Annotated in this window: 17 protein-coding genes; 8 read left to right on the top strand and 9 right to left on the bottom strand. The window is 58.9% G+C overall.

All coding sequences use genetic code 11. The features are described 5' to 3' along the window. The first annotated feature begins 48 nt into the window (after nt 1–48). The gene (locus KTJ90_RS11105; RefSeq protein ID WP_003850848.1) at nt 49–723 is read left to right on the top strand and encodes a gamma-glutamylcyclotransferase; all 675 of its coding nucleotides are present in this window, start codon (nt 49–51) and stop codon (nt 721–723) included. An 85-nt stretch (nt 724–808) separates the two neighbouring features. Here the strand turns inward: KTJ90_RS11105 and KTJ90_RS11100 are convergent, their stop codons facing one another. The 8 genes from KTJ90_RS11100 to KTJ90_RS11065 form a co-directional block, all read right to left on the bottom strand. Then, the gene (locus KTJ90_RS11100) at nt 809–2,239 is read right to left on the bottom strand and encodes a serine/threonine protein kinase (protein WP_008926159.1); all 1,431 of its coding nucleotides are present in this window, start codon (nt 2,237–2,239) and stop codon (nt 809–811) included. Nucleotides 2,240–2,283: 44 nt separating this feature from the next. Beyond that, nucleotides 2,284–3,237 carry a hypothetical protein gene (locus KTJ90_RS11095; RefSeq protein ID WP_003853126.1) on the bottom strand — a complete coding sequence of 318 codons (954 nt, stop codon included), beginning with the start codon at nt 3,235–3,237 and terminating at the stop codon, nt 2,284–2,286. A gap of 14 nt (nt 3,238–3,251) precedes the next feature. Further along, nucleotides 3,252–4,028 carry a PP2C family protein-serine/threonine phosphatase gene (locus KTJ90_RS11090; RefSeq protein ID WP_003853125.1) on the bottom strand — a complete coding sequence of 259 codons (777 nt, stop codon included), beginning with the start codon at nt 4,026–4,028 and terminating at the stop codon, nt 3,252–3,254. Continuing rightward, complete coding sequence (gene tagH, locus KTJ90_RS11085; protein WP_003853124.1) at nt 4,025–5,161, bottom strand: type VI secretion system-associated FHA domain protein TagH; 1,137 nt, start codon at nt 5,159–5,161, stop codon at nt 4,025–4,027. The genes KTJ90_RS11090 and tagH overlap by 4 nt, the downstream gene beginning before the upstream one ends. 36 nt (nt 5,162–5,197) lie before the next feature. After that, nucleotides 5,198–5,896: a type VI secretion system-associated protein TagF gene (gene tagF / locus KTJ90_RS11080; RefSeq protein WP_003853123.1), complete on the bottom strand. Its 699-nt coding sequence runs from the start codon at nt 5,894–5,896 to the stop codon at nt 5,198–5,200. 13 nt (nt 5,897–5,909) lie between these two features. Continuing rightward, complete coding sequence (gene tssM / locus KTJ90_RS11075) at nt 5,910–8,024, bottom strand: type VI secretion system membrane subunit TssM (RefSeq protein WP_003853121.1); 2,115 nt, start codon at nt 8,022–8,024, stop codon at nt 5,910–5,912. Continuing rightward, the gene (gene icmH, locus KTJ90_RS11070) at nt 8,024–9,241 is read right to left on the bottom strand and encodes a type IVB secretion system protein IcmH/DotU (protein WP_003853120.1); all 1,218 of its coding nucleotides are present in this window, start codon (nt 9,239–9,241) and stop codon (nt 8,024–8,026) included. The genes tssM and icmH overlap by 1 nt, the downstream gene beginning before the upstream one ends. Nucleotides 9,242–9,326: 85 nt before the next feature. After that, complete coding sequence (locus KTJ90_RS11065; protein WP_181162208.1) at nt 9,327–9,818, bottom strand: SH3 domain-containing protein; 492 nt, start codon at nt 9,816–9,818, stop codon at nt 9,327–9,329. Nucleotides 9,819–10,305: 487 nt separating this feature from the next. On the opposite strand from KTJ90_RS11065, the gene KTJ90_RS11060 reads away from it, so the two are divergent. The 7 genes from KTJ90_RS11060 (at nt 10,306) to cobA (ending at nt 22,248) form a co-directional block, all read left to right on the top strand. After that, nucleotides 10,306–11,520, top strand: a complete 1,215-nt coding sequence (locus KTJ90_RS11060; RefSeq protein WP_499024554.1) for a nitrate regulatory protein — start codon at nt 10,306–10,308, stop codon at nt 11,518–11,520. A gap of 262 nt (nt 11,521–11,782) precedes the next feature. Further along, the gene (locus KTJ90_RS11055) at nt 11,783–13,033 is read left to right on the top strand and encodes a CmpA/NrtA family ABC transporter substrate-binding protein (protein WP_033743252.1); all 1,251 of its coding nucleotides are present in this window, start codon (nt 11,783–11,785) and stop codon (nt 13,031–13,033) included. A gap of 11 nt (nt 13,034–13,044) precedes the next feature. Beyond that, complete coding sequence (gene ntrB / locus KTJ90_RS11050) at nt 13,045–13,917, top strand: nitrate ABC transporter permease (RefSeq protein ID WP_003853116.1); 873 nt, start codon at nt 13,045–13,047, stop codon at nt 13,915–13,917. Between the two features lie 10 nt (nt 13,918–13,927). Further along, on the top strand, nt 13,928–14,719 hold the full coding sequence (locus KTJ90_RS11045; RefSeq protein WP_499024550.1) for an ABC transporter ATP-binding protein: 792 nt from the start codon (nt 13,928–13,930) through the stop codon (nt 14,717–14,719). Nucleotides 14,720–14,729: 10 nt separating this feature from the next. Next, nucleotides 14,730–18,794, top strand: coding sequence for a nitrite reductase family protein (nirB, locus tag KTJ90_RS11040; protein WP_499024547.1), 4,065 nt, complete (start codon nt 14,730–14,732; stop codon nt 18,792–18,794). Beyond that, entirely contained in the window at nt 18,791–21,409 is a 2,619-nt protein-coding gene (locus KTJ90_RS11035; protein ID WP_105099244.1) for a nitrate reductase, read from the top strand. Before nirB ends, KTJ90_RS11035 begins: the two co-directional genes overlap by 4 nt. Continuing rightward, nucleotides 21,409–22,248: a uroporphyrinogen-III C-methyltransferase gene (gene cobA, locus KTJ90_RS11030; protein WP_140033685.1), complete on the top strand. Its 840-nt coding sequence runs from the start codon at nt 21,409–21,411 to the stop codon at nt 22,246–22,248. The genes KTJ90_RS11035 and cobA overlap by 1 nt, the downstream gene beginning before the upstream one ends. 585 nt (nt 22,249–22,833) lie before the next feature. Here cobA and KTJ90_RS11025 read toward each other — a convergent pair. Then, nucleotides 22,834–23,646, bottom strand: a complete 813-nt coding sequence (locus tag KTJ90_RS11025) for a DeoR/GlpR family DNA-binding transcription regulator (RefSeq protein WP_008926167.1) — start codon at nt 23,644–23,646, stop codon at nt 22,834–22,836. Between the last annotated feature and the right edge of the window lie 346 nt (nt 23,647–23,992).

The following is a 23,992-nucleotide window of genomic DNA, read 5'->3' as shown; positions in this document are numbered from 1 at the left end:
GTTACAGGAGCACTTTCGCAGGACGCCGATGACGTTGAGGAGGTCGCATTGCTTACCCGGGAATTTCTATTAAAAGCGGATTGTAAAACATCATTCGGGGATATCGATGAGACGCTACTCTGGAGTTGCGAGCAGCGCGCCGCCTCGCTGGCCGCCACGCTGGCCTGCCGTCCCGATCACAGCCCTGTCTGGATCTTTGGTTACGGCTCACTGATGTGGAACCCGATTTTTGAGGCGGATGAAGTTGCATCCGGTTCGCTGGAGGGCTGGCATCGTGCTTTCTGCCTGCGGCTTATCGCGGGACGTGGCACTGCCACGCATCCGGGGCGCATGCTGGCGCTGAAACAGGGTGGCCGCACAACCGGACTGGCATTTCGTCTGCCGGAAGCGCGCTTACATGAAGAGCTGGCGCTGCTGTGGAAGCGTGAGATGATCACCGGCTGCTATTTACCGACCTGGTGCGAATTACAGCTGGAGGATGGCCGCAGCGTGACTGCGCTGACCTTTATTATGGATCCACGTCATCCGCTTTATGAATCGGACTCCTGCCCGGAGGCGATTGCGCCGCTCATTGCTGCGGCCAGCGGCCCGCTGGGTTCGAATGCGCAGTATCTGTTTGCACTGGAAGAGGAACTCACCCGTCGTGGCATGGAGGAAGAGAGCCTGAGCCGGCTGGCGCATCAGGTGCGGACGCTGCAGCAATCCTGTCTCAAACAGGCCTGAATCAGGCCACAGGCGAATCAGCAGCGCAGAAGCCGCATAGAAAAGGGCGCGACACTGTCGCGCCCTTTTACGAACGATCCGGGGATTACTTGCCCGGATTGATAAGCCAGGTTCCAGGCTTATCAATGGTCAGGGATTGGGTATGCGTCTCACTGCCATTTTGAACGTCTATTTTGTACTGCCCGGCCGCCAGATTCAGCGCGGCAAATCCGCTGCTGCCAGGCTTCACCTCGACCTGCTGTCCGTTGAGCACTACGCTTTCACCGCTTTCCAGCTTCAGATAGACCGTCGCCAGCGCGGCAGGAACGGCTGCGGCTGGCGGCGTCGATGCAGGTGCCGGGTGCGTCACGGCTGAGCTGTTGCTGACCACATCTGGCATTGCCGTGTGGCGATTAGCCAGCCAGATGGCGACGACCACTGCCAGGATAGCCACGGCCGCCAGACTCAGCAAGACAGGTGACAATTTGCGCACCGCACGCGGGGTAACAGGCTCCGCTGCGGCTGCAGCATGATTCATCGCCATCACAACCGGCGGAGTCGCCTCAACGACCTCTTCGATCGGCATAACCGGCGGCTCGCCCGGCACCGGGAAACTGTTGACCACGGCCTCAACATCACTGACCGGTAGATCAATCAGCGCGGCAAAGGCGTCGATGGTTTGCGGGCGATCGCCAGGTTTCATTGCCAGCGCGCAGTCAATGGCGTGCAGCAGCGGCAGCGAGTAGCCTTCCGGCTGGCGTTCCACCAGCGGCTGATAATTATCTTCAATGCAGCGCACCACGCTCACCGGCGGGGGATTACCGGTAATCAGGCTATGCAGCACCGCGCCCAGGGCGTAGATATCCGTCCAGGGTCCCTGTTCAACTTCACCCTCTTCGCTGTACTGTTCGATGGGTGCAAAGCCAGGCTTAAGCATGATCTCCGTTTCGTCAGAGAGGTTGCCGATCTCCTTACGCGCCGAGCCGAAGTCCAGCAGTACGGGCAGCTGATTCTCCTGAAGCTGAATGTTGTCGAGGGAGATATCGCGATGCAGATAGCCAGCCTGATGAATCGTGCTGATAGCACCCAGCAGCGGCGGCAGCAGACGGCGGATCCAGGCTTCAGAAATCGACGCCGGGCTGGTAACCTGCCACTCTTTGAGCGTCATGCCACTGTAGTAGAGCGTGCCCATATAGGCCGTGCCGTTCTGCTCCCAGAAGCGCAGCACGTGCAGCAGTCCCGGATGATTAAATCGGGCCAGCAGACGCGCCTCCTGAATAAAGCTGTTCAGTCCGGCATTAAACAGTTTCTGAAAACGCTCTCCGCGCAGTTCCAGTGACAAATCGGCGGCACGAACCGCCAGCGACACCGGCATATACTCTTTTATAGCAATTGTGCGTTCGAGCTGGTGATCCCAGGCGCGATAGACAATGCCGAAGCCACCGCCTCCGATGACTTCCTTGATCTCAAACTCATTAAAACGGTAGCCGTCAGGCAGGGCATTCGGAACAGTTTTCGTATTATCATTTGCCGACATAGTGAACTCTCTGTACACGGCCTGATTGCCAGGCTGCGCGGTAATTAATTGATGTTACGCCAGGCACCAATGGCAGGATCAACCAGATCCGCGTGCAGGGTGTCGATAAGTAACACATTCACTTTTTGCTGTGGCATGAAATAGGGCGCCCACTGGCTGCGCAAGGTATCGACTCGCGATTTCACCGCGTCAGCATTCTGCTGCGCAGCATTCTTATCCATTTTAATCAACAGTGCGCCATTGAAGCGCCAGACATGTTGTCGTGCATCAAAGGGCAGGACCAGCCAGCTATCTGAGGCGTCCGGGCGGGTCACAATCATGCGCTGATTATTAGCGGCGATGACCTCAAGCTTGCTGTCCGGAATCGCCAGGTTGGCGATGGGATAGCCCTGATAGAAGGTGACAGCGACCGGCGTGGGATGTTCCGGGGTCACCAGCGTCAGCTCACTCTTGCCCTCAGCCCAGCCATCCGGCGAGCAGTGCTGCTTGCTGACGTCCGGTATAAACAGCGTCTGAGCATTTTCATTCCAGGCGGTGCGGAAGTGACAGCCGCTGGGGAGATCAAAATGTTGCAGCGGCGTGCTATTGGCAGGCCGTGACAGGTCAAGTGGTGCGGCGTTGCTGTCACTGGCGCTAACGGTGGCATCCGCCATCACAATAGGGCGCCAGTTCTGCAACTTGCTTGCGCTGCCGCTGGCCATGACGCCACCTTCTTTGTTGGTCATCTGCCAGGGCAGTTCATCCAGTAATCCGCACTGATTGGCGAGCAGGGTGCCGACGCGCGGTAAAAAGGTGGTCAGCACGGCGGAATCCTTACTTTTACCGGAGACGATGCGCAGCGGCAGCGTCTCTTTACACCAGTCGTCGGGCGCTTTGCTCACCACATTATCGATGTAGACCTCCAGCGCCAGGCTGGGGGAGTAGACCACCCGATAATTTTCAGCCTGGGCATTAAAGGCAATCAGCAGGGTGATGATGCCGGGCAACCACAGTTTCATAAGGATCCTTGGAATCAAAAACGAGGCGGCAGAAAGCGCGCCGAATCAGCCAGTGAATAAAGCAATGTTGCTTCTTCTGGCTCACCAATCCAGACCGCCAGTGCGCTGAGATTATCTTTCTTCACGTTGCGGCTCACCGCCTGTTCCATCAAAGCCAGCCACTCTTCACACGCATTCACCATGCGCAGCGCCTGTTCCATTTCATCACTGGTCAGATTCAGCCAGAAGCCGTCGGTACAAACCAGAAAAGCATCGCCATCTTCCAGCGCAATCTCTTCTGAAAAGCTCACTAAGCGAGACGGCTCAGCGCCGAGCGCATTATAGAGTAAATTACTGTTAATACCGGTATTTTCATAGCCTGCATCTTTCAGTTGCTGGGCCAGACTGTGATCCCGTGTTACCTCATGAAGCGCGCCGCGGCGGAAGTGGTAAACCCGGCTGTCACCTGCATGCGCCCACCATGCACGTTGTTTATGGCGGTCAATAAACAGGGCCGCCAGCGTCGTACTCATGCGTGAATATTTCGGATTTTTACCCTGTGCCTCGTGCAGCGCCAGGCGGCACTGCTCAATCGCCTGACGGGTCATTTCCGGCGTAAAACCGTCATGCGCCTCTATCTGGCTGAGCAGGGTGTCGCGCACCAGCTGCGCCGCGATCTCCCCGCCAGGCAAACCGGCTACGCCATCGCAGACCACAAAACAGGCCTTATGCTCATCCAGCGCTGTGCCGGTGCGATCCTGATTTTCATCGCGTAAGCCCTGCTGGCAGCGGCTGGCAAAAACAATTTTCATGTTTCATCTACCCGCGTCTGCGAGTCCTTGTACTGATTCACCTCCATGTCATAGGCATGAAGAAAGGCCTCGCCAAACAGCGTGTGGAAATCATCTTCAATCTCCCCGGCAGTTCGCTGGTAATTACGCATGAAGTAGTCCCACAGCGCCGCCTTTTTGACGGTGGAAAATGGCAGCTTTGATACCACGCCATCGGCACGCGCCTGCTCTTCCAGACGCTGTGGATTAAAGGATTGCAGCATTGCCGCAATAATGGCGCGGATACCGGCAATCATGCCCAGCTGGTGGGCCTGCAAATCGACCAGTGCATCACGTACCGCCTGTTCCGGCGGCATAAAACCGGGCATCTGGCTCTGGTACATCTGCATCAATACAGTTTTACCGGAGGGCAGGATCTTGAACGGATTATTGGCTTCGTTCAGGATCATCGTCATGTCTGCTTTTACGCCACGCTTGAGAATGGATCGCGACGAGAGCAGTGCCACGGTGCCCTGAGAAAACAGGCTCAGCATCCGGCCAGTAATCCGCATCTGCTCTTCGTCAATCGGTGTGGCATGCACATTGCTGAGCCCCATGCCGTCCAGCAGTGCGGCGATGAGCCGATCCTGATCCACCGGCTGTGTCATGAACGCTTTCTGCGGCTCACTGGCCTGCGGATCGATGGCCAGACGCGCATCGTTGTGGCGCTCGTGGCGTAAAGGAGGAGAATCGTTGACCAGCAGCCGATCCTCAACTTCATGATGTTCGTGAATGCCCAGCGGGTTTGCAGGCTCGGCGCTGTCGCCAGCAAACAGCGCCAGGGGATCGTTTCGCGCGTCATTGCAGGCGGGATCACGCACTTCCAGGGCATAGTCACCGATGCGCAACGCATCGCCATGCTTCAGAAGCACCTGCATGCCGCGCCCCAGGGCGATGCCGTTATGTTCTACCGGCGTCACGCTGCCCTGATTGGTCAGGCGACACTCTCCGTCATGTGACAGGTGAACCAGTGCCTGCAGACGCGAAATAGCCCGCGTCTCATCAGGCAGCACCAGATCGTTGTCCTGACTGCGGCCAATGGTGCCCCCAGGCGGTTGAAACGCAACGCTTTTGACCGGAAAATCCGCGGTGCTTTGCACAATGGTAAATTGCATGAGTTATCCCAGATTAAACAGCAAACGCATCCGGCCTCACTCGAACATCGGAGGATAGAGGCCATTACGTCCCGGCAGTGAACCTGCCGCCGGGTTGAACAGTAACGAAAACAGTTGCGCAGTGAGATTGCCGCTGTGCTTGTGGGTCGCATGGACAAACCCATCACTACGATTACTCCACCAGTAGCTCATGTGCTGCTGAGGGTCAAAGCGTTCAGCCACTTCACGCCAGCTCAGCGTGCAGGGCAGATCCTGAAAGCCGAGCACATCCATAATTTCAGAAGGCTTTCTGGCGGGAACCAGCAGCGGCGGCAATGCCTGAATCTGCTGCTCTAACTGCTCACCATCCAGCGGGGTCTGAACAGCCTGTAACAGCGTCGCGCCCAGATCCTGAAACCAGTCACCAGAGATGGTCAGTTGGGCCGGATGCCACTGCGCCAGTGAAAAGCTGTGCAGTGCCAGAAGCGGCCAGGCGCGTCCAACACGGTCACAGGAGGGCAGTAAACAGCCCATCTGTATCTGGGGTCGGGTCGCGGTCACCGGCAGGACAAAATTCCACACTGGCGCGTGAAGGAAGTTCGCGCTACTGGACCACGCCTGCTGATGCCAGTGCATCAATCCCTGCTGGAACCAGTGATTCCAGGGGCTAATCTGTTGCTCGCTCAGCCGACGGTGCAAAAAGTCACCGGTCGATGGCAGTTTGCCATACCAGCCGGGGGCGATGTAAGCAGCCATATTCACCTCACCGTTACTCGCTTTGCGAGTGTGATGGCGGGGCCTGGTGCAGCGGCGTAACCGCCAGCATGTCACCTTTCTGGCCCGCAATGTTCAGATTCTCCGCCAGCTTACGCATCATTAATGCATTATCCCGTGCATAAGGCGATGACTGAATCTGTTGGTCCAGCAACTGGCTCAGGTGCCAGTCGAGTTGCTGCAGATCGCGGGCGCTTACTGTGTCGGGCAGTGAACGCTGTAAATTTTGCAGCAGCCAGGCCCGCAAAAATTCGCCATCGTAGTTTCGCGGCTGATAAAGCATCTGATAGGCGCGCAGCGCATTGCGGCTGTAAGCGTTATCATCACCGGGATCGTTACGCAGAATGTTAGTGATCTGCTGTGCTACCCGCGGCAGCAATAAAGACTTAAGCGCATTTTGATAAAGCACCCAGGCGGCATCGCTGACCTGGCTACCGCGATATAAACCCGCCCGCATGGTAAGCGGTGGATTATCGAGAGAAAAACGTTCTGAGAGCGGTAGCTTTACCAGGTTGTTCAGAAAGGGTAGCAGATCAAAAATATTATCAGCAGGCTGATGAATCACCTGCTGACTCTGCTCGCGTATCGCCGGTACCCGCGCGGCAACCTGTTGCAGATAATGTTGATTCTGATAGTAGCTGAGGCTCCAAAGGCTGGAGGCGATCAGAAGTGCACCGGCCAGTACGCCATAGCCAATCCAGTGGAACAGCTGATTACGGTACTCCCAGCGACGATTACTGCCCGCCAGACCGCTTTCTTTGAAAATCAGATCGCTGAGCAGGTCACGAATAAAGAAGCTCTGGCCTTTGTTGCCCGGAATCGGACTGTTGCGGTTAACACTGTCCCAGGCCGCAATGGAGTGATCGCCCGCCTGACGTAACTGCAGTTTGCGGCTCAGTTCTCCCATCACCCGGTCAAACGGCAGGCCTTCCTGCGTGCCACTGGTGAAAAACAGGCCACGCGGGCTCCAGGCGACCGCATCCTGATGCTCAGAAAAAACGATATCCAGATATTCGTTCAGGAGTGGACGCAGTGAGGCAAACTCCTGCGGGAAGAGGAAGCACTCTGCACGCGCGTTCAGATCTCGCTCCTGGGTCATCTGTCCTGACAGATGCTGCTGGAGATTCTCTTCCAGCCGCTGGAACTGCTCGCCAAAATTGCGGTGCCAGTCATCTTTGTGCGGCTTACCCGAATCCCAGTTAAAGGTGAAGCCCCAGATAGCGTCACGCCGCGCTTTATCCATAGAGCCAAAGTAGCTCATAAAACCTTTCAGCAGGTCGGTTTTAGTGACCATCACATAGACCGGGAAGTGAATGCCGGTCTGCTGATGCAGTTCCGCCATCCGCTCGCGCAGCGCGCTGGCCTGGGCGAAACGCGCCTCGGCGGAATCACTCAGCAGATCGGCAACGCTAATGGTCATGATGACACCGTTGATCGGCTGACGAGTGCGATAGCGTTTCAGCAGATTGATAAAGCTGTGCCACTCCGCAGCATCGCGCACGCGCTGGCTTTCCTGCAACGCATACCGTCCGGCGGTATCGATCAGCACTGCACTGTCAGTAAACCACCAGTCGCAGTTGCGGGTGCCGCCAACGCCACGAATCGCCTGCTGGCCCAGGGTGTCAGTGAGCGGAAACTCAAGACCGGCATTAAACAGCGCGGTAGTTTTACCGGCACCGGGCGCACCCATCACCAGATACCAGGGGAGCTGGTAGAGATAATTGGCGTTAAAGCGAGACAGTAAACTGCCGCTGTGACGGCGTCCAAACTGCGTGCGTTTCAGCTGCAACGCGGCTTCGCTGAAGCGCTGGTTGAGCCGCTCATCTGTCATCTGGCGCTCGGCAGGATCGTCGTTATCCGACAGCTGAAGTTGGGTCAGTAAGCGACTGTTAAACCAGGCACGATAAAGCGACGGAATGAGTTGAAACAGGATCCAGAGAAAATAGAGCGCACCTACGGTGAGCTGGCGGGGCAGAACCGGTTCCAGGGGGCGTGACTGGCCCCATGACCAGAACGGGCCGAGCATCCAGACCAGGCAGCTCAGCGCCGTAACGCCAATAAAACTCCACAGCAGGCGATGTGTTAACAGCAGGCGAAGTGAGGCGCGCATTATTGTGCTCCTTGATGATTACTGAGCGTTTCAGGCGCGGCAAACAGGGTAATTTCGACGCGACGGTTGCGGGTCCGGTTTTCGCTGCTGTCATTAGGCAGCAGCGGATCGCTATCGCCACGGCCTTCAGAGCGAACGGTATGACCGTCGTTCAGCTGAACCTGTAACAGCTGAGTGATCGTGCGGGCGCGGGCAAAGGAAAACTCATAGCTGGAGGCAAAGCGGCTGTTATCCACCGGATGATCGTCGGTAAACACCGAGACCAGGATGGTCCCTTTGACATCTTTCATCGCGTTTGAGACGCGCGCCAGCAGCGCCCGGCCCACCGGATTGATCACCGTACCTTGCTCAGCAAACAGTTTGTCCGCCGGAATAATCACTTTGCTGCCAAAGGCGCCGTCACTGACTTCAAGCTGTCCGGCCGCAATCACATCATTCAGGCGCTGACGGAGGTCCAGCAATGCCTGTGGCGAAGAGGGTCGGCGGCCCGCGGTAATTTGCGGCAGGGGGGTCTGATAGATGGCGCGCAGCAGGGGTTCGGCGGCATTGCCAAGCCGCCAGTTTAGTCCACTGTAGATCAGGCAGCCAATCAGCGCGACCAGCATGGCACAGGCCCAGAGCGGTACCATGGGACGGGCAAGAGTGCTCACCAGCGGATGAACTTCTACCAGTGGCGGTTGCGGCGTCTGGCGCTGAGCGCGCGTTTCATCAATCAGGCTTTTCAGGCGATTACGGATGCCGTCGCACTGGTTGCGACCATTTTCGCTGCCGCGATAGCGGCCCTCATAGCCCAGTAGCAGGCAGTACTGCACGACTTCCAGCAGCCAGAGATGCTGCTGCGGGCTCTGTGAAATGCGTGACAGTAGCTGAAAGAATTTTTCACCGCCCCAGCTTTCATTGTGGAAGGTGACCAGCATGCCGTTGCCAGACCAGACCCCGCGCGTGCCCCATGGGGTCTGCGCCGCGGCTTCATCCAGCGCAGTGCAGATGCAGTAACGCGCGCCGATAATCATCTCAAAAGGCAGCCCTGCCTGTTTACAGCGTTGTTCAAACTGGCGGATTTCATCGATCAGAGACTGGCGCAGACCCGCAGGGTCGTCATGTGTGGCTGCCTGACGAATTTGTACTACCGCGTTCAGTAGTGGCGCCGCAGCCTGAAGTAATAGATTCTCATTGCCTGAGGGGGGCGCCTCACGCGCAGGGGATTCCACAGTCATTAATTAGTGATCTTCCAGCCAATGGCTAATCCCTGTACCCACAGCCCGGGACGGTGCTGCAGGCAATATGCGCCGGATTTCATATTCAGTCTAAGATCCAGGTCGCGGTATCGTTAGTCCGACAGGCTTTACTGTCACCGCCAACGGCTACGCAGACCTGCTTGGTTTTGCGGGGACGGGGACGGTCGCTCTGCACGGTCGCATCATAACGATCGCTCGCGACGCCTGCTTTTAGCGGCACATAGCCGATCAGTGGACCGTCAGCCTGGTCGGCAATGGCCAGCCAGCTGTGTTCCACATTACCCAATACTTCAAAGGGTTTACCCGTTTCGAGATAACGAACGACTTTGCCGCCGTAGTCAGGCGAGGTCATCACTGATGCACCATAGAGCGCGCGCCAGGTCTGGTTAACGGGTTCAAATTCAGTCGGTGCCGCGACAGCGTGTCGATGGACCAGTTTGACGCCGTTAATTTCGCTGGTGACCAGCGTATCGTCAGTGACGGGCGGCGGCGGGGCCTTACAGCCTGCCAGGGTAAGGACCGCCAGCAGTGTTAACGCAAGACTCTTTTTCACCATGTTCCTCGTGATCTCATCAAAGTAACTGCATGTTGCCGGACCCGATGTCATGAGGCGCTGTTTGTCGCGCCGCATCGTGCCAAAATTCTGTGTTCCAAAAAAAGGTCAGTTTACATCGGGATAGTAACGCTTTTAGTCTACCTAAGACTTTTGAGAATTCAAACCATTGCACCCACTGCCGATGCGTGATAGTGGGCACTTTACGTGCGGGTTTTGAAGCCAGAAAAGCGCCAGCAGATATGATAGTTAAAGTTAACTGAATTATCGCGGCAACAAACTGCCTGAGAACAGTGCCGCGCATTCTGACATGCAATTAATCCGATTGGAAACTATTAAGTTTTACTAATAACTTGTTGTCGAAAAATTTTATCGATTTGCGTTAAGAATATTATCAAAATCAGAATTTACGCCCTGTTCTGGTCCGCGTTTTTACCGAAAGCGGCACGCCTTTTGCTTCTCAAAGCTTTTAACCGCACAGAGGTGAGCAATGGGTAATGCCATGACATGGCTGCAGGCATCGCGTGATAGCGATATTGCCAGTCTGCAACGGTTGCTTGAGACAGGTGAGTTGATAACCGCTATCAGTGAACTGGTTCATCGACTGCAGCGGGAACGTGGCGCAAACAACCTCTGGATCTGCTCAAATGGCGCGCTCTTCAGCGCCGAACGTCACGCCCGTCAGCAGGAGGTCAGTGCCAGCCTGCAGCATTTTTACCGGGCGCTACCGCCCGCCGTTGCGCAGCCTGGCTTTAGCCGCTTTTGCAATCTGATTGCTTCGGCCCTGCAGGCGCTGGACGGATTACCCGCGCTGCGTGAGCAGATCAGCCAGCGAGAGCATGATCAGGCTGCAGCGATGTCCGCGTTTAATCAGGTTATTCGCACCTTACTTAATCTGGTCTTTGAAGCCGCCGACACGGCAAGCTATCCCGCGATTTCCCGTGCGCTTATCGCGCTGTTCAGTTTTATGCAGGGCAAAGAGCTGGCCGGGCAGGAACGGGCAATCGGAGCTGCGGGCTTTGCGGCGCGTCATTTCACACCCGATCAGCGTAGCCAGCTGGTGGCCCTGATTGCGGCCCAGGAGCAGAGTTTTGCCACTTTCCAGGAATTTGCTGACAGCGCGACCTGCAAACGCTGGCAGCCGCTGTCTCAGGCCAGCCGGGACATTGAACGTCTGCGGCGCATCGCCTGTACCGGAGGGCCCTGTGATGAGACCGGCGCACTCCACTGGTTTTCTCTGCTCTCCAGGCGGCTCGATCAGATGAAAACCCTTGAGGATGCCCTGACAGCTACGCTGATGCAGCGCTGTCGTGAAGCGATTGATCAGGCGCACCAACAGCCGATGTTCACGATGGTACAGGGCGACAGCAACTTTTCGCTTTATGTCTCCGGCGCTGACTGGCTGCATGGTGCAGCTGCGCTCAACAGTGACGGCCTTGCCCCGCAGCTCGGGCGCTCGGTGCTGTCGCTGATTGGAGAACAGTCGCAGCGTTTGCAGCAGCAGACGAATGAGCTGGCGTCAATGCGTGCCTCACTCGACGAACGTCGGGTGATCGATCAGGCCAAGCACTGGCTGATGCAGCAGCAGGGTTTCACCGAAGAGGCGGCCTGGCAGGCGCTGCGCAAAAGTGCGATGAATCAGAATAAGCGGGTACTGGAGATCGCGCAGGCGGTGCTGGCGGTGGCGAAGACTCTGAACACCTAACCCGGATGAGGTAGCTGCACAGCGTTTGTGCGTGATCTGCGTCAGAAACGTGCAAAAACGGTTAATTTATCACCAGCCTCTTCCCGCAGATCGGCATTCACGCGGCTTCGGCGATCTGGCACACCCTTTGCTTTAACCTTACAGAGAGTACGCATTGCTCCCGCCAATGGCGGTGGGGTCAGTGCTTTGGATAAAGGCGTCCATCCGCAGGCTTCGGCTTGTCGGAGGACGCCTTTTTTTATTTCTGTTCAGGGGCAACATGATGAGCAAAACGCCTTTTTCACTGACACGACGTCAGGCGCTGATCTCCGGTGCTGCACTGGGTGCGGCCTGGATCGTTCCGGGATTACGAAATGCAGTCTGGGCGGCAGGTTCCGATGCGCCAGAAAAGCCGCAGGTGCGGGTGGGCTTTATTCCGCTTACCGACTGTGCGCCCGTGGTCATGGCGTCGGTCAAAGGCTTCGACAAGAAGTATGGCCTGACGCTGGCGGTCAGCAAAGAGGCGAGCTGGGCGGCGGTGCGCGACAAGCTGACCTCCGGTGAACTGGATGCGGCGCATGTGCTCTACGGCATGATCTACGCACTGCAGCTGGGTGTGGCGGGACCGCAGCACGACATGGCGAACCTGATGACGCTCAATCACAACGGCCAGGCGATCACCCTCTCGAACCAGCTGAAAGCCAGTGGCGTCACCGATGCGGTCAGCCTGAAAAAAGCCGTGGATGGCAGTCCCAAAGGCAGCCTGACTTTCGCGCATACCTTTCCCACCAGCACGCACGCTATGTGGCTCTACTACTGGCTGGCTAATGCCGGCATTCATCCGTTTAACGATGTGCGCACCGTGGTCGTGCCGCCGCCGCAGATGGTGATGAACATGAAGATTGGCAACATGAGCGGCTTCTGCGTCGGTGAGCCGTGGAACCAGCGTGCCATCAGCGACAACATCGGTTTCACCGCCGCCACCAGCCAGCAGATCTGGCCGGAGCATCCGGAAAAAGTGCTCGGCACCCGCGCGCAGTGGGTGAAAGAGAATCCTAATACGGCCCGCGCGCTGACCGCCGCGGTGCTGGAGGCGGCGCGCTGGATTGATGCCTCAGACGATAACCGCCGTGAAACCGCGCAGGTGTTAGCCGGGCGGGCCTGGATCAACACCAAAGTGGAGACGCTACAGGGGCGAATGCTCGGCCAGTATCAGAACGGGTTGGGGCAGTCCTGGCAGGACGCGCACCCGATGCGCTTCTTCGACAACGGCAACGTCAGTTTTCCGTGGCTCTCCGACGGCATGTGGTTCCTGACGCAGATGAAACGCTGGGGCCTGCTCGCCAGCGATCCCGACTACCTTACCGTGGCCCGCCAGATCAACCGTATCGACATCTACAAACAGGCGGCCAGCGCAGTCGGGCAGATTGCACTGCCCGCCAGTGAGATGCGCAGCAGCACCCTGATCGACGGCAAAGTCTGGGATGGCAGCAATCCTGCCGCCTACGCCGCCAGTTTCGCTATCAAACGTTAAGAGAGGTTGTTATGAGAACTGACGCGCGCGCGCTGGCTCAGCCGGAGCAAACCCCCGACAGTGCCACCGTAATTCCGTTACAGGTCACCCCGAAAGCCGCCGTTCGTCCGGCACGTCTGCGTCCGTTTTTGCAGCGCTGCATTCCGGCTGCGGGCGGCCTGCTGCTGATGTTGCTGGTGTGGCAGATCGCCGCCTTGTTTGAACCCTCGTTTCCTTCGCCTTACGCGACCTGGCAGGCTGCACAGGTTCTGTTCGCTGACCCGTTCTACAGCAATGGCCCCAACGATCAGGGCATCGGCTGGAATGTAATGGCCTCGCTGCAGCGCGTCGCCATCGGCTTCGGCCTCGCCGCGCTGGTGGGCATTCCGGCCGGTTTTCTTCTGGGACGCTTTACCTTTATGGCGCGGATGTTCAATCCGATTATCGCTCTGCTGCGCCCGGTCAGCCCGCTGGCCTGGCTGCCGATTGGACTGCTGCTGTTTCAGCGCGCCGAGCCGGCCGCCAGCTGGACCATTTTCATCTGTTCCATCTGGCCGATGATCATCAACACCGCCGAAGGGGTGCAGCGCATTCCGCAGGATTACCTCAACGTCGCGCGGGTGTTACAGCTCTCTGAATGGACGGTGATGCGCCGGATTCTGCTGCCCGCCGTGCTGCCTGCGGTGCTCACCGGCGTACGTCTCTCTATCGGCATCGCATGGCTGGTGATCGTCGCCGCCGAAATGCTGACCGGTGGTCTGGGCATCGGTTTCTGGATCTGGAACGAGTGGAACAACCTCAACGTGGCAAACATTCTGATCGCCATTCTGATTATCGGCGTGGTCGGGCTCCTGCTGGAGCAGGGTCTGATGCTGCTGGTGCGTCGTTTCAGCTGGGAAAAATAAGGAGAACATCATGCAGCAACACATTATTCGCGTTCAGCAGGTGAGCCAGCGTTTCAATACCGCCAGCGGCGAGTTCCTGGCCCTGGACAACGTCAGTTTTGATATCCGCGAAGGCGAAACCCTGAGCCTTATTGGCCATTCGGGCTGCGGCAAATCGACCCTGCTGAACCTGATTGCCGGATTAACCCGTCCCAGCAGCGGCGTACTGCTGTGTGATAACCGCGAAATCACCGGACCGGGTCCGGAGCGTGCGGTGGTGTTTCAGAACCATTCGCTGCTGCCGTGGCTGACGGCATTTCAGAACGTTGAACTGGCGGTGCAGCAGGTGTTTAAAGGGCGCTTCAGCAAAGCGGAGATGCGCGACTGGATCGAACACAACCTCAATCGGGTACAGATGAGCCACGCCATGCACAAGCGGCCTGGCGAAATCTCGGGTGGCATGAAGCAGCGCGTTGGCATTGCGCGTGCCCTGGCGATGAAGCCGCGAGTGTTGCTGCTGGATGAGCCGTTTGGCGCGCTGGATGCGTTAACCCGCGCCCACCTGCAGGACAGCGTGATGCGTATCCAGCAGGAGCTGAATACCACTATCGTGCTAATCACCCATGACGTGGATGAAGCGGTGCTGCTCTCCGACCGGGTACTGATGATGACTAACGGGCCGGCAGCGCAGGTCGGCGAAATCCTGACTGTCAATCTGCCGCGTCCGCGCTCGCGGGTCGCGCTGGCGGATGAGCCGCGCTACCACCAGCTGCGCCAGAAAGTGCTGCATTTTCTTTATGAAAAACAGACCACGGCGGCATAAGGAGCAGACCATGAGGCAACGGTTGCTGGTGATAGGTAATGGCATGGCGGGGATGCAGATGGTGGAGAGCCTGCTGCAACGTGCGCCGCAGCGTTACGCCATCACGGTCATTGGCCGCGAGCCGCACGGCAACTACAACCGCGTGCTGTTGTCGCCGGTGCTGGCCGGTGAAAAATCCTTCAGTGACACCCTGATCCACGATCAGGCGTGGTATCAGCGGCACAGCGTCACGCTTCTGAGCGGTGAAACCGTCCTGCAGGTCGATCTTGCCGCGCGTACTGTGCAGACCGATCGGCGCCAGCTCAGCTGGGATCAACTGGTGTTTGCCACCGGTTCGCAGCCTCGTCTGCCCGCGATTCCTGGCATCGATGCGGATTGCGTCCGGGTTTTTCGCAGCATTGCTGACGTCCGGCAACTGCTGGCAGGTCAGGGACCGGTGGTGGTGGTAGGCGGCGGCTTTCTGGGTATTGAAGCGGCAGCAGCACTCCGCGCCCGTGGCCGTGATGTCACGCTGGTCCACCACAAACCCTGGCTGCTGGATCGCCAGCTGGATGCAAAAGCGGGCGAGCTCTTGCTGACGGCATTAGCGCAGCGCGGCATCCGCTGTGAACTCAACAGCGGACTTGTGGCGATTGACGAGACGGGTGTGACGCTGACCAGCGGCCACCACGTTGCCGCCACACAGGTGGTCATCGCCATCGGCGTTCAGCCCGAAATAACGCTGGCGCAGGCGGCGGGTCTGCCGTGTCAGCGCGGCATTCTGGTGGATGGTCAGCTGCGCAGCGCCATTCCCGGGGTTTACGCGGTGGGTGAGTGCTGTGAAATTGCGGGCGAAACCTTTGGTCTGGTCGCGCCCTGCCTGGCGCAGGCACAGATTCTGGCGGCGCAACTGGCCGGATCGCCGCTGGCGGATTTTGTCAGCCAGCCGCTGGCGACACGCCTCAAAGTGAGTGGCATTTCACTGTTCAGTGCGGGCGACGTCAGTGAGGCGCCCTCTATCAGCAGTTTTGACCCGATCTCTGGCGACTATCGCCGTCTTTTTCTTCGCCATGGCCGCCTCTGTGGCGTGCTGCTTTCTGGCGACACCCGGCAAGGGCCTGCGCTGATGGAGCGTCTTCAGCACGCCGAACCTGTCACGTTCGCTGCCCTGTTCGATCACGATCAACCTGAACCGCAGCCACAGGCTGCAGAGAGTCCTGAAATGAGTAAACCGGTTTTAGCCGTGGTGGGTCACGGCATGGTCAGTCACCATTTTCTTGAGCAGCTGGTTGCCCGCGAAATGCATCAGCACTATCACATCGTGGTTTATGGCGAGGAGCGCCAGCAGGCTTACGATCGGGTGCATCTGTCGGACTATTTCAACGGCAAAACGGCCGACGACCTGTCGCTGGTCGACGGGGACTTCTTTGCCCGGCACGGTATCGAACTGCGGAGTGGCTATTCGGTTGTCGCGATCGACCGCCAGCAGCACAGCCTGCGTGACAGCACGGGCAGTGAACTTGCCTGGGATAAGCTGGTGCTGGCGACTGGCTCACGCGCGTTTGTCCCCCCGGTGCCGGGCCACGACGGCGATCGCTGCTTTGTCTATCGCACGCTGGACGACCTTGATGCCATTGCCACCTGCGCCCGCCATAGCCAGCGCGGCATCGTGATTGGCGGCGGCCTGCTGGGTCTGGAGGCGGCGAATGCGCTGCGGCAGCTCGGGGTCGAAACGCACGTGGTGGAGTTTGCGCCGCGCCTGATGGCGGTGCAGCTTGATGAGGGCGGTGCGCTGATGCTGCGTCAGAAGATCGATGCGCTGGGCGTGACGGTTCACACCTCGAAACAGACCGAACTGATTGAGCGACAGCCTGACGGCAGCGTGGTGCTGCGCTTTGCCGACGGCAGCAGTTTACCCGGCGATCTGGTGCTGTTTTCCGCCGGTATCCGGCCGCGCGATGAGCTGGCGCGTGAGGCGGGTCTGACGCTGGGACCGCGCGGCGGCATTGAGATTAACGATCGCTGCCAGACCAGCGATGACGACGTGTTTGCCATCGGCGAATGCGCGCTGTGGAACGGTCAGATCTTTGGCCTGGTCGCGCCGGGTTATCAGATGGCGCGGGTGCTGGCCGGACATCTGGCGGCTGAACCCACCGCATTCAGCGGTGCAGACATGAGCACTAAGCTGAAACTACTGGGCGTGGAGGTCGCCTCGTTTGGTGACGCTCACGGCCGCACGCCGGGCAGCCAGCACTATCACTGGACCGACGGGCCAAAAGGCATCTACAAGAAAATCGTGGTCTCTGCGGAGGGCACCCGGCTGCTGGGCGGCGTGCTGGTGGGTGACAGTAGCGATTACGCCACGCTGTTGCAGATGATGCTTAATGACTTACCGCTGCCTGCCGCACCGGAAAGCCTGATTCTGCCTGCACTTGCCGGTGCGCCAAAAGCGCCAGGCGTCGCGGCGTTGCCGGACAGCGCCCAGGTCTGCTCCTGCCACAACGTCAGCAAGGGCGATATCTGCGCGGCGGTGAAAGGGGGCTGCGGTGAGATGAGCAGCATCAGGAGCTGCACCAAAGCGGCCACCGGCTGTGGCGGCTGTGCAGCGCTGGTGAAGCAAGTGATGGAGTTTCAGCTGGAAAATCTCGGCGTTGAGGTGAAAAAAGATGTCTGCGACCACTTCGGCTATTCACGCCAGGAGCTGTATCACCTGGTGCGGGCTGGCGAGTTTAAAACCTTCGATGCGCTGCTGGCATCGCACGGTCGGGGGAAAGGCTGCGAGATCTGCAAGCCGCTGGTGGCATCATTGCTCGCCTCCTGCTGGAATGACTATCTGCTGAAACCGGCACATCTGCCGCTGCAGGACACCAACGACCGCTACTTCGCCAACATCCAGAAAGATGGCACCTATTCCGTGGTGCCGCGCGTTCCGGCGGGTGAGATCACGCCGCAGGGGCTGATCGCCATTGGCGAGGTGGCGGCGCGTTACGACCTCTACACCAAAATCACCGGCGGTCAGCGTATCGACCTGTTTGGTGCGCGGCTCGACCAGTTGCCGGATATCTGGCAGACGCTGCTGGAAGCGGGTTTTGAAACCGGTCACGCCTACGGCAAATCGCTGCGAACGGTGAAGTCCTGTGTGGGATCGACCTGGTGTCGCTACGGCGTGCAGGATTCGACCGCCTTCGCCATTGCGCTGGAGAACCGCTACAAGGGGCTGCGCGCACCGCACAAGATCAAGATGGCGGTTTCGGGCTGTACCCGAGAGTGTGCAGAAGCGCAGAGCAAAGATATCGGAGTGATCGCCACTGAAAAGGGATGGAACCTCTACGTCTGCGGGAATGGCGGGATGAAGCCGCGCCATGCTGATCTGTTCGCCAGCGATCTCGACGACGCGACGCTGCTGCGCTATGTCGATCGCCTGCTGATGTTTTACATCCGTACCGCCGATCGGCTGCAGCGTACCAGTGTCTGGATGGACAATCTGGAAGGTGGTCTGGATTATCTGCGGCAGGTCATCATTGAGGATAGCCTTGGGCTGGGCGAGACGCTGGAGCAGGAGATGCAGCAGGTGGCAGACGCATACCAGTGCGAGTGGCAGACCACGCTGGCGGACCCGTCGCGCCGTGCGCTGTTTACGCCAACGGTTAACAGCGACCACGCTGATGAAACCCTGCACTACAGCCGGGTACGCGGACAGCGTCAGCCTGAATCCGTGGCCGCGCGTCCGCTGCTGCAACTGCCCGCTGAGCCCTGGAGTGCTATCTGTGCGCTGGAGGCGATTCCCCCAGAGGCGGGGATTGGCGCACGACTTGGCAGTGAGCGTGTCGCGCTGTTCCGTCTGGGTGACGCGCTGTTTGCGCTGGAAGATCGCGAACCTGGCAGCGACGCCAGCGTGCTGTCGCGCGGGATCCTGGGCGATGTCGGCGGTGAGCCGGTGGTGATCTCTCCGCTTTACAAGCAGCGGATACGATTGCGTGACGGCCAGAGTCTGGATAATCCGCAGCACCAGCTGCGCTGCTGGCCGGTGAAGCTCGAAGCGGGGCAGATCTGGCTGGCAAATCGTCCGCTCAATCAGCTGGCGCAGGCATCATGAACAGCACCTGTCCCTATTGCGGCGTCGGCTGTGGCGTCTGCGTCACGCCGCAGGGACCTCATCAGGCAACCGTGACTGGCGACCCGCAGCATCCGGCCAATGCGGGCCGGTTGTGCGTTAAGGGGGCGGCGCTGGGTGAGACGCTGACGTCGCAGGGACGTCTGCTGACCGCCGAAGTTAACGGCCAGCCGGTCAGCCTTGATGCGGCGCTGGATGCGGCGGCGGCGGGATTGCGTGCGGTGATCGATCAATATGGTCCGCAGGCAGTGGCATTTTATGGTTCTGGCCAGCTGCTGACGGAGGATTACTACGTCGCCAATAAGCTGATGAAAGGCTACATCGGTGTCGCCAACATCGACACCAATTCACGGCTCTGTATGGCATCGGCGGTGGTCGGCTATAAGCGGGCGCTGGGAGCCGATGCGGTGCCCTGCTGCTATGAGGATCTGGAGCAGACCGATCTGGTGTTGCTGGTTGGCTCCAATGCTGCCTGGGCGCATCCTGTGGTCTGGCAGCGGCTGATGCAGGCAAAGCAGCAACGACCTGCAATGCAAATTGTGGTGATTGATCCGCGCCGCACGGCAAGTTGTGACCAGGCCGATCTCCACCTGCCGCTCCGGCCCGGCAGTGATTCGGCGTTGTTCTCCGGTCTGCTGCACTGGCTGGCTCAGCACGATGGCCTTGATAGCAGCATGTTGCCTCACCTTAATGGCGTGAATGAAACGCTGGCCGCTGCTGCGCAGTGGGATGTGGTGCGGGTGGCTGATACCTGTGATTTAACGGAGCAGCAGGTCGCGCATTTTTTCCAGCTGTTCAGCCAGCATGAGCGTGTACTTACGCTGTGGTGTATGGGGATTAATCAGTCCGTCACCGGCAGCGACAATAACCAGGCGATTCTTAATCTGCATCTGCTGACGGGTAAAATAGGGCGCGTGGGCTGCGGACCTTTTTCGCTGACCGGACAGCCGAATGCGATGGGCGGACGTGAAGTGGGTGGTCTGGCAAATCAGCTGGCGGCGCACATGAGTTTTACGGCAGCAGAATGCGATCGGGTGCAGCGCTTCTGGCGCAGCCCGACGATTGCCCGCGAGCCGGGGCTGACCGCACTGGACCTTTTCAGGGCAATTGCGGCAGGCGAGGTGAAAGCGGTGTGGATTATGGGCACTAATCCGGCGGTGTCGATGCCGGAGGGGAATCGCGTAGCGCAGGCGCTGGCGGCCTGCCCGCTGGTGATTGTGTCGGATGTGATGGCGCAGACCGATACCAGCGCCTTTGCCGATATTCTGCTGCCGGCCCAGGGATGGGGTGAGAAGAACGGCACGGTGACAAATTCAGAACGGTGTATTTCGCGTCAGCGCGCTTTTGCCGCCGCGCCAGGTGATGCACGGCCTGACTGGTGGCTGCTGGCGCAGGTGGCGCAGCGGCTGGGCTTTGGTGAGGGCTTCAACTGGCAGCATCCGTCGGAGATTTTCCGCGAGCATGCCGCGCTGTCGGGCTTTGAAAATCATGGCCAGCGCGCGTTTGATATCAGCGGGCTGGCGCAGTTGAGTCAGGCTGAATGGGATGCACTGCGTCCGGTGCAGTGGCCGGTGAACTGTAATTTTCCACAGGGTTGCGCCCGACTGTTTGGCGATCGCCGCTTTTTCCATCCGGACGGTAAAGCCCGTCTGCTTGTCCCGGCCACGCCTCTCCTGCCGCGGCGAGATTCTGCTTACCCGCTGCTGATGAATAGCGGTCGGGTGCGCGATCAGTGGCATACCATGACGCGTACCGGGCTGGTGCCGCGTCTGATGCAGCATTGCGATGAGCCCTTTGTGGCGCTGCATCCTGCTGACGCCGCGCAGTATGGCGTGACGGTGGGCGTTCTGGCGCGGGTGCAGTCTGCGCAGGGCTGGATCAGCGCCCGGGTGCGTATTGATGCGGGGATGCGGCGCGGCGAGTTGTTTGTGCCGATGCACTGGAACCGGCAGTTCAGTCAGCAGAGTCACGTCGATATGCTGATCGCCGGCCAGGCCTGTTCGTTTTCAGGGCAGCCTGCGCTGAAGCAGACGCCGGTACGGATTCGTCCTCTGGCGGTGACCTGGCAGGGCTGGTTCTGGCAGCGTGAGATTGCGCCGCTCGCGGGATTACGTTACTGGTCGCGCGCGCCTTATCCGGCAGTGCAGCGCTATGCCGTGGCGGGTGCGGGATCGCCGCAGGCGTGGCTGGCAGAGCAGATTGATCTGTCAGGCTGTGACGTGCAGGTCGCCACTGGCAGCGGCGCTGATTACCGGTTGCTGGCATGGCGCGACGGTGCATTGCAGCTGGCGTTTTATGCCGGTAGCGCCTTGCCGTCGCTGGATAGTGCGTTTGTTGCGGCGGCGTTTGCGGATGCGCCGCAGGATGCAGCCGGGCGGCACAGCGTGCTGGCGGGGCAGGCGATGCAGCGGCGTGCAGCGGGACGGATTATCTGTAGCTGTATGTCGGTGGGTGAGCAGACGATTTTGCAGGCGATGGCGCAGGGGTGTCGCACTACTCAGGCGTTAGGCGAGAAGCTAAAGTGCGGCACACAGTGCGGCTCCTGTATTCCGGAGCTGAAGCAGTTATTGCTGTCCGATGTGGTTGTGGAGGAATGATGACGCGAGCAATTGATTCTCTGGATAAGTTACTGGCTCCGGCCGGTGTGACAAAGCCGCAGGGTGTGGTGTGGCTGGTCGGTGCAGGCCCTGGTGATGTGGAGTTGCTGACGGTGAAAGCATTGCGTTTACTGCAGCGGGCAGAGGTGGTGGTGTATGACCGGCTGGTGAGTGAAGCGGTGATGGCAGAGGTGCCGGAGAGTGCGTTATGCATTGATGTGGGTAAGCAGCCGGGGCAGCATGGGCTGAAGCAGGCGCAGATTAATCAGTTGCTGGTGGATCTGGCGCGTAGCGGGCGCAATGTGATCCGCCTGAAGGGAGGCGACCCGTTTATTTTTGGTCGGGGTGGCGAGGAGATGATGAGCCTGCAGGAGGCCGGGATTCGCTGTGAGGTGGTGCCAGGGATTACCGCGGCGGTGGGCTGTGCGGCGGCCAGCGGCATTCCGTTGACGCACCGGGATTGTGCGCAGTCTTTGCGGTTGATTACCGGTCATGGCCGGAGTGGCGAGCCGCAGCTGGATGCGGCTGCGCTGTCGGCAGAGAATCAGACACTGGTGTTTTATATGGGGTTGAGCTGGAGTGCGTCGATCAGTGCGCAGTTGCAGGCGCAGGGACGGGATGCGGAGACGCCGGTGGCGATTATTGAGAAGGGAACCCGGCCGGATCAGCGGGTGCTGATTACCACATTGGGTGGGCTGGCGGAGACGGTCGCGCGGGATCAGCCGGTGTCGCCGTCGCTGCTGGTGGTGGGTGAGGTGGTGCGGTTTTATCGGGCGGATTTGCAGGTTCGGGGTGGGGGAGTTGGGGAGAGATGCGTTGCGGAGGAAAGGCCTGCCTGATCGCAAAGGGATCCCGCATCCCTGCGGACTGGGCTCGCCCTCCCTGGCTCGCACACTTTGCTCTTCAGGCCGGCCTTACCTGCACTGCTGGCGATGGTGCGGCGTTTTGCTGGAGCAGGTCTGCGAGTATGCTGGATTGTTCGGGTGAGCAGGCTGGGAGGGTTTGGTGAGCCGGTGCGTCGTGCAGGAAAGGCCTGCCTGATCGCAAAGGGATCCCGCATCCCTGCGGATTGGGCTCGCCCTCCCTGGCTTGCACACTTTGCTTTTCAGGCAGGCCTTACCTGCACTGCTGGCGATGGTGCGGCGTTTTGCTGATGCAGGTCTGCGAGTATGCGGGATTGTTTGGGTGAGCCGGTGCGTCGTGCAGGAAAGGCCTGCCTGATCGCAAAGGGATCCCGCATCCCTGCGGATTGGGCTCGCCTTCCCTGGCTCGCACACGTTGCTCTTCAGGCAGGCCTTACCTGCATTGTTGGCGATGGTGCGGGGTTTTAGTGGCTGACTGAAATTTCCACGCTTTCCTGTGCCTCACATTTTCGTTTCTCACCGCTCTGGAATCACTCACTTTAGCGGGGTACGAATTTTAAATCACATCGCCCGCTTCAGCGGCAGTGGGGCCACCAGCACTTTTACGCCAAGGGCTTCAAACGCTTTGACCTGCGCGGAGCTGATGCCGCTGTCGGTGATCAGGTAGTGGATGTTGCTCCAGTCACAGGGGAGCGCGAACATGGATACCTTGTCGATTTTGCTGGAGTCCGCCACCACATACACTGTGCTGGCGGATTTGATCATCGCCAGTTTTACTTTGATATCCGTTTCACTGGGGAAACTCAGGCCCAGACGCGGCGAGATGCAGGCGGTCGCCAGGAAGAGTTTTTCAGCCAGCACGTTTTCAAAAAAACTGGCCGCTTTCTCGCCTGAGGTGGAGAGCGTCGGAAATTTAAAGGTGCCGCCGGTCAGCAGGATGTTGATCCCCGGCTCGCCACCCAGTTTCAGGGCGATATTGACTGCCGTGGTCACCACTGACAGACGGCGGATGTGGCTGATGGCGTCAGTAATCGCGGTGGTCGTGGTACCGGAATCGAAAATCACCGTGTCGCCATTTTCGATATGCTGCGCCGCCAGCCGGCCAATTGCCTCTTTCTCTTCCAGATGGGTCTGCCGCTCCAGCAGCATCGCCCCGGTATTCTGCTTGCCCGTCATCAGCGTTGCGCCACCGTGGTAGCGCTGCACAAAGCCCTGTTTCTGCAGCATGCGCAGGTCGCTGCGTAATGTGGCTTCGGTCAGGCCAAAGGTCTCCGTCAGTGCTTTGACCGTGACCGTGCCATCCTCACGGATCATCTCCAGAATTTTCTCGCGGCGTTGCTGCATGTCAGCGAACTGCTCACTTTTGCTTTTCAATCGAAATGCTCCCTTTTCCAATAACCTGAGAGGTCGGGCAAACAAGGTCTCTGTGGCTGAGTTTAACGCGCCATTTTTATGAATGCGAGATAGCCAGATAGGCCATTGGTTTTCGAACGAAAATTAACAATCCGCATGTTATTGAATCTCTCATGCTTTCCCGATTGCAGCAGTGCGGCTTTATTTCGGGACTGGAAGCCAGATCACGTCTTTTCAATCAGATAAGCGGCTTTGAGAGGCAGATGGTCGAAATTTGATCTGCTCCACACATCATTTCTTTTCGATAGCATATATTTTTGTTCGAAAATGAATGAATCAACCGCATCAGCAAAAATCTGAGGGGAAG

Origin of the sequence: Pantoea jilinensis, from assembly GCF_019104105.1 — a bacterium.
In the GTDB taxonomy this organism is placed as follows: Bacteria; Pseudomonadota; Gammaproteobacteria; order Enterobacterales; family Enterobacteriaceae; genus Pantoea; species Pantoea eucalypti.
The sequence above is the reverse complement of the archived record's forward strand: the minus strand, read 5'-3'. Positions and strand labels throughout refer to the sequence as shown.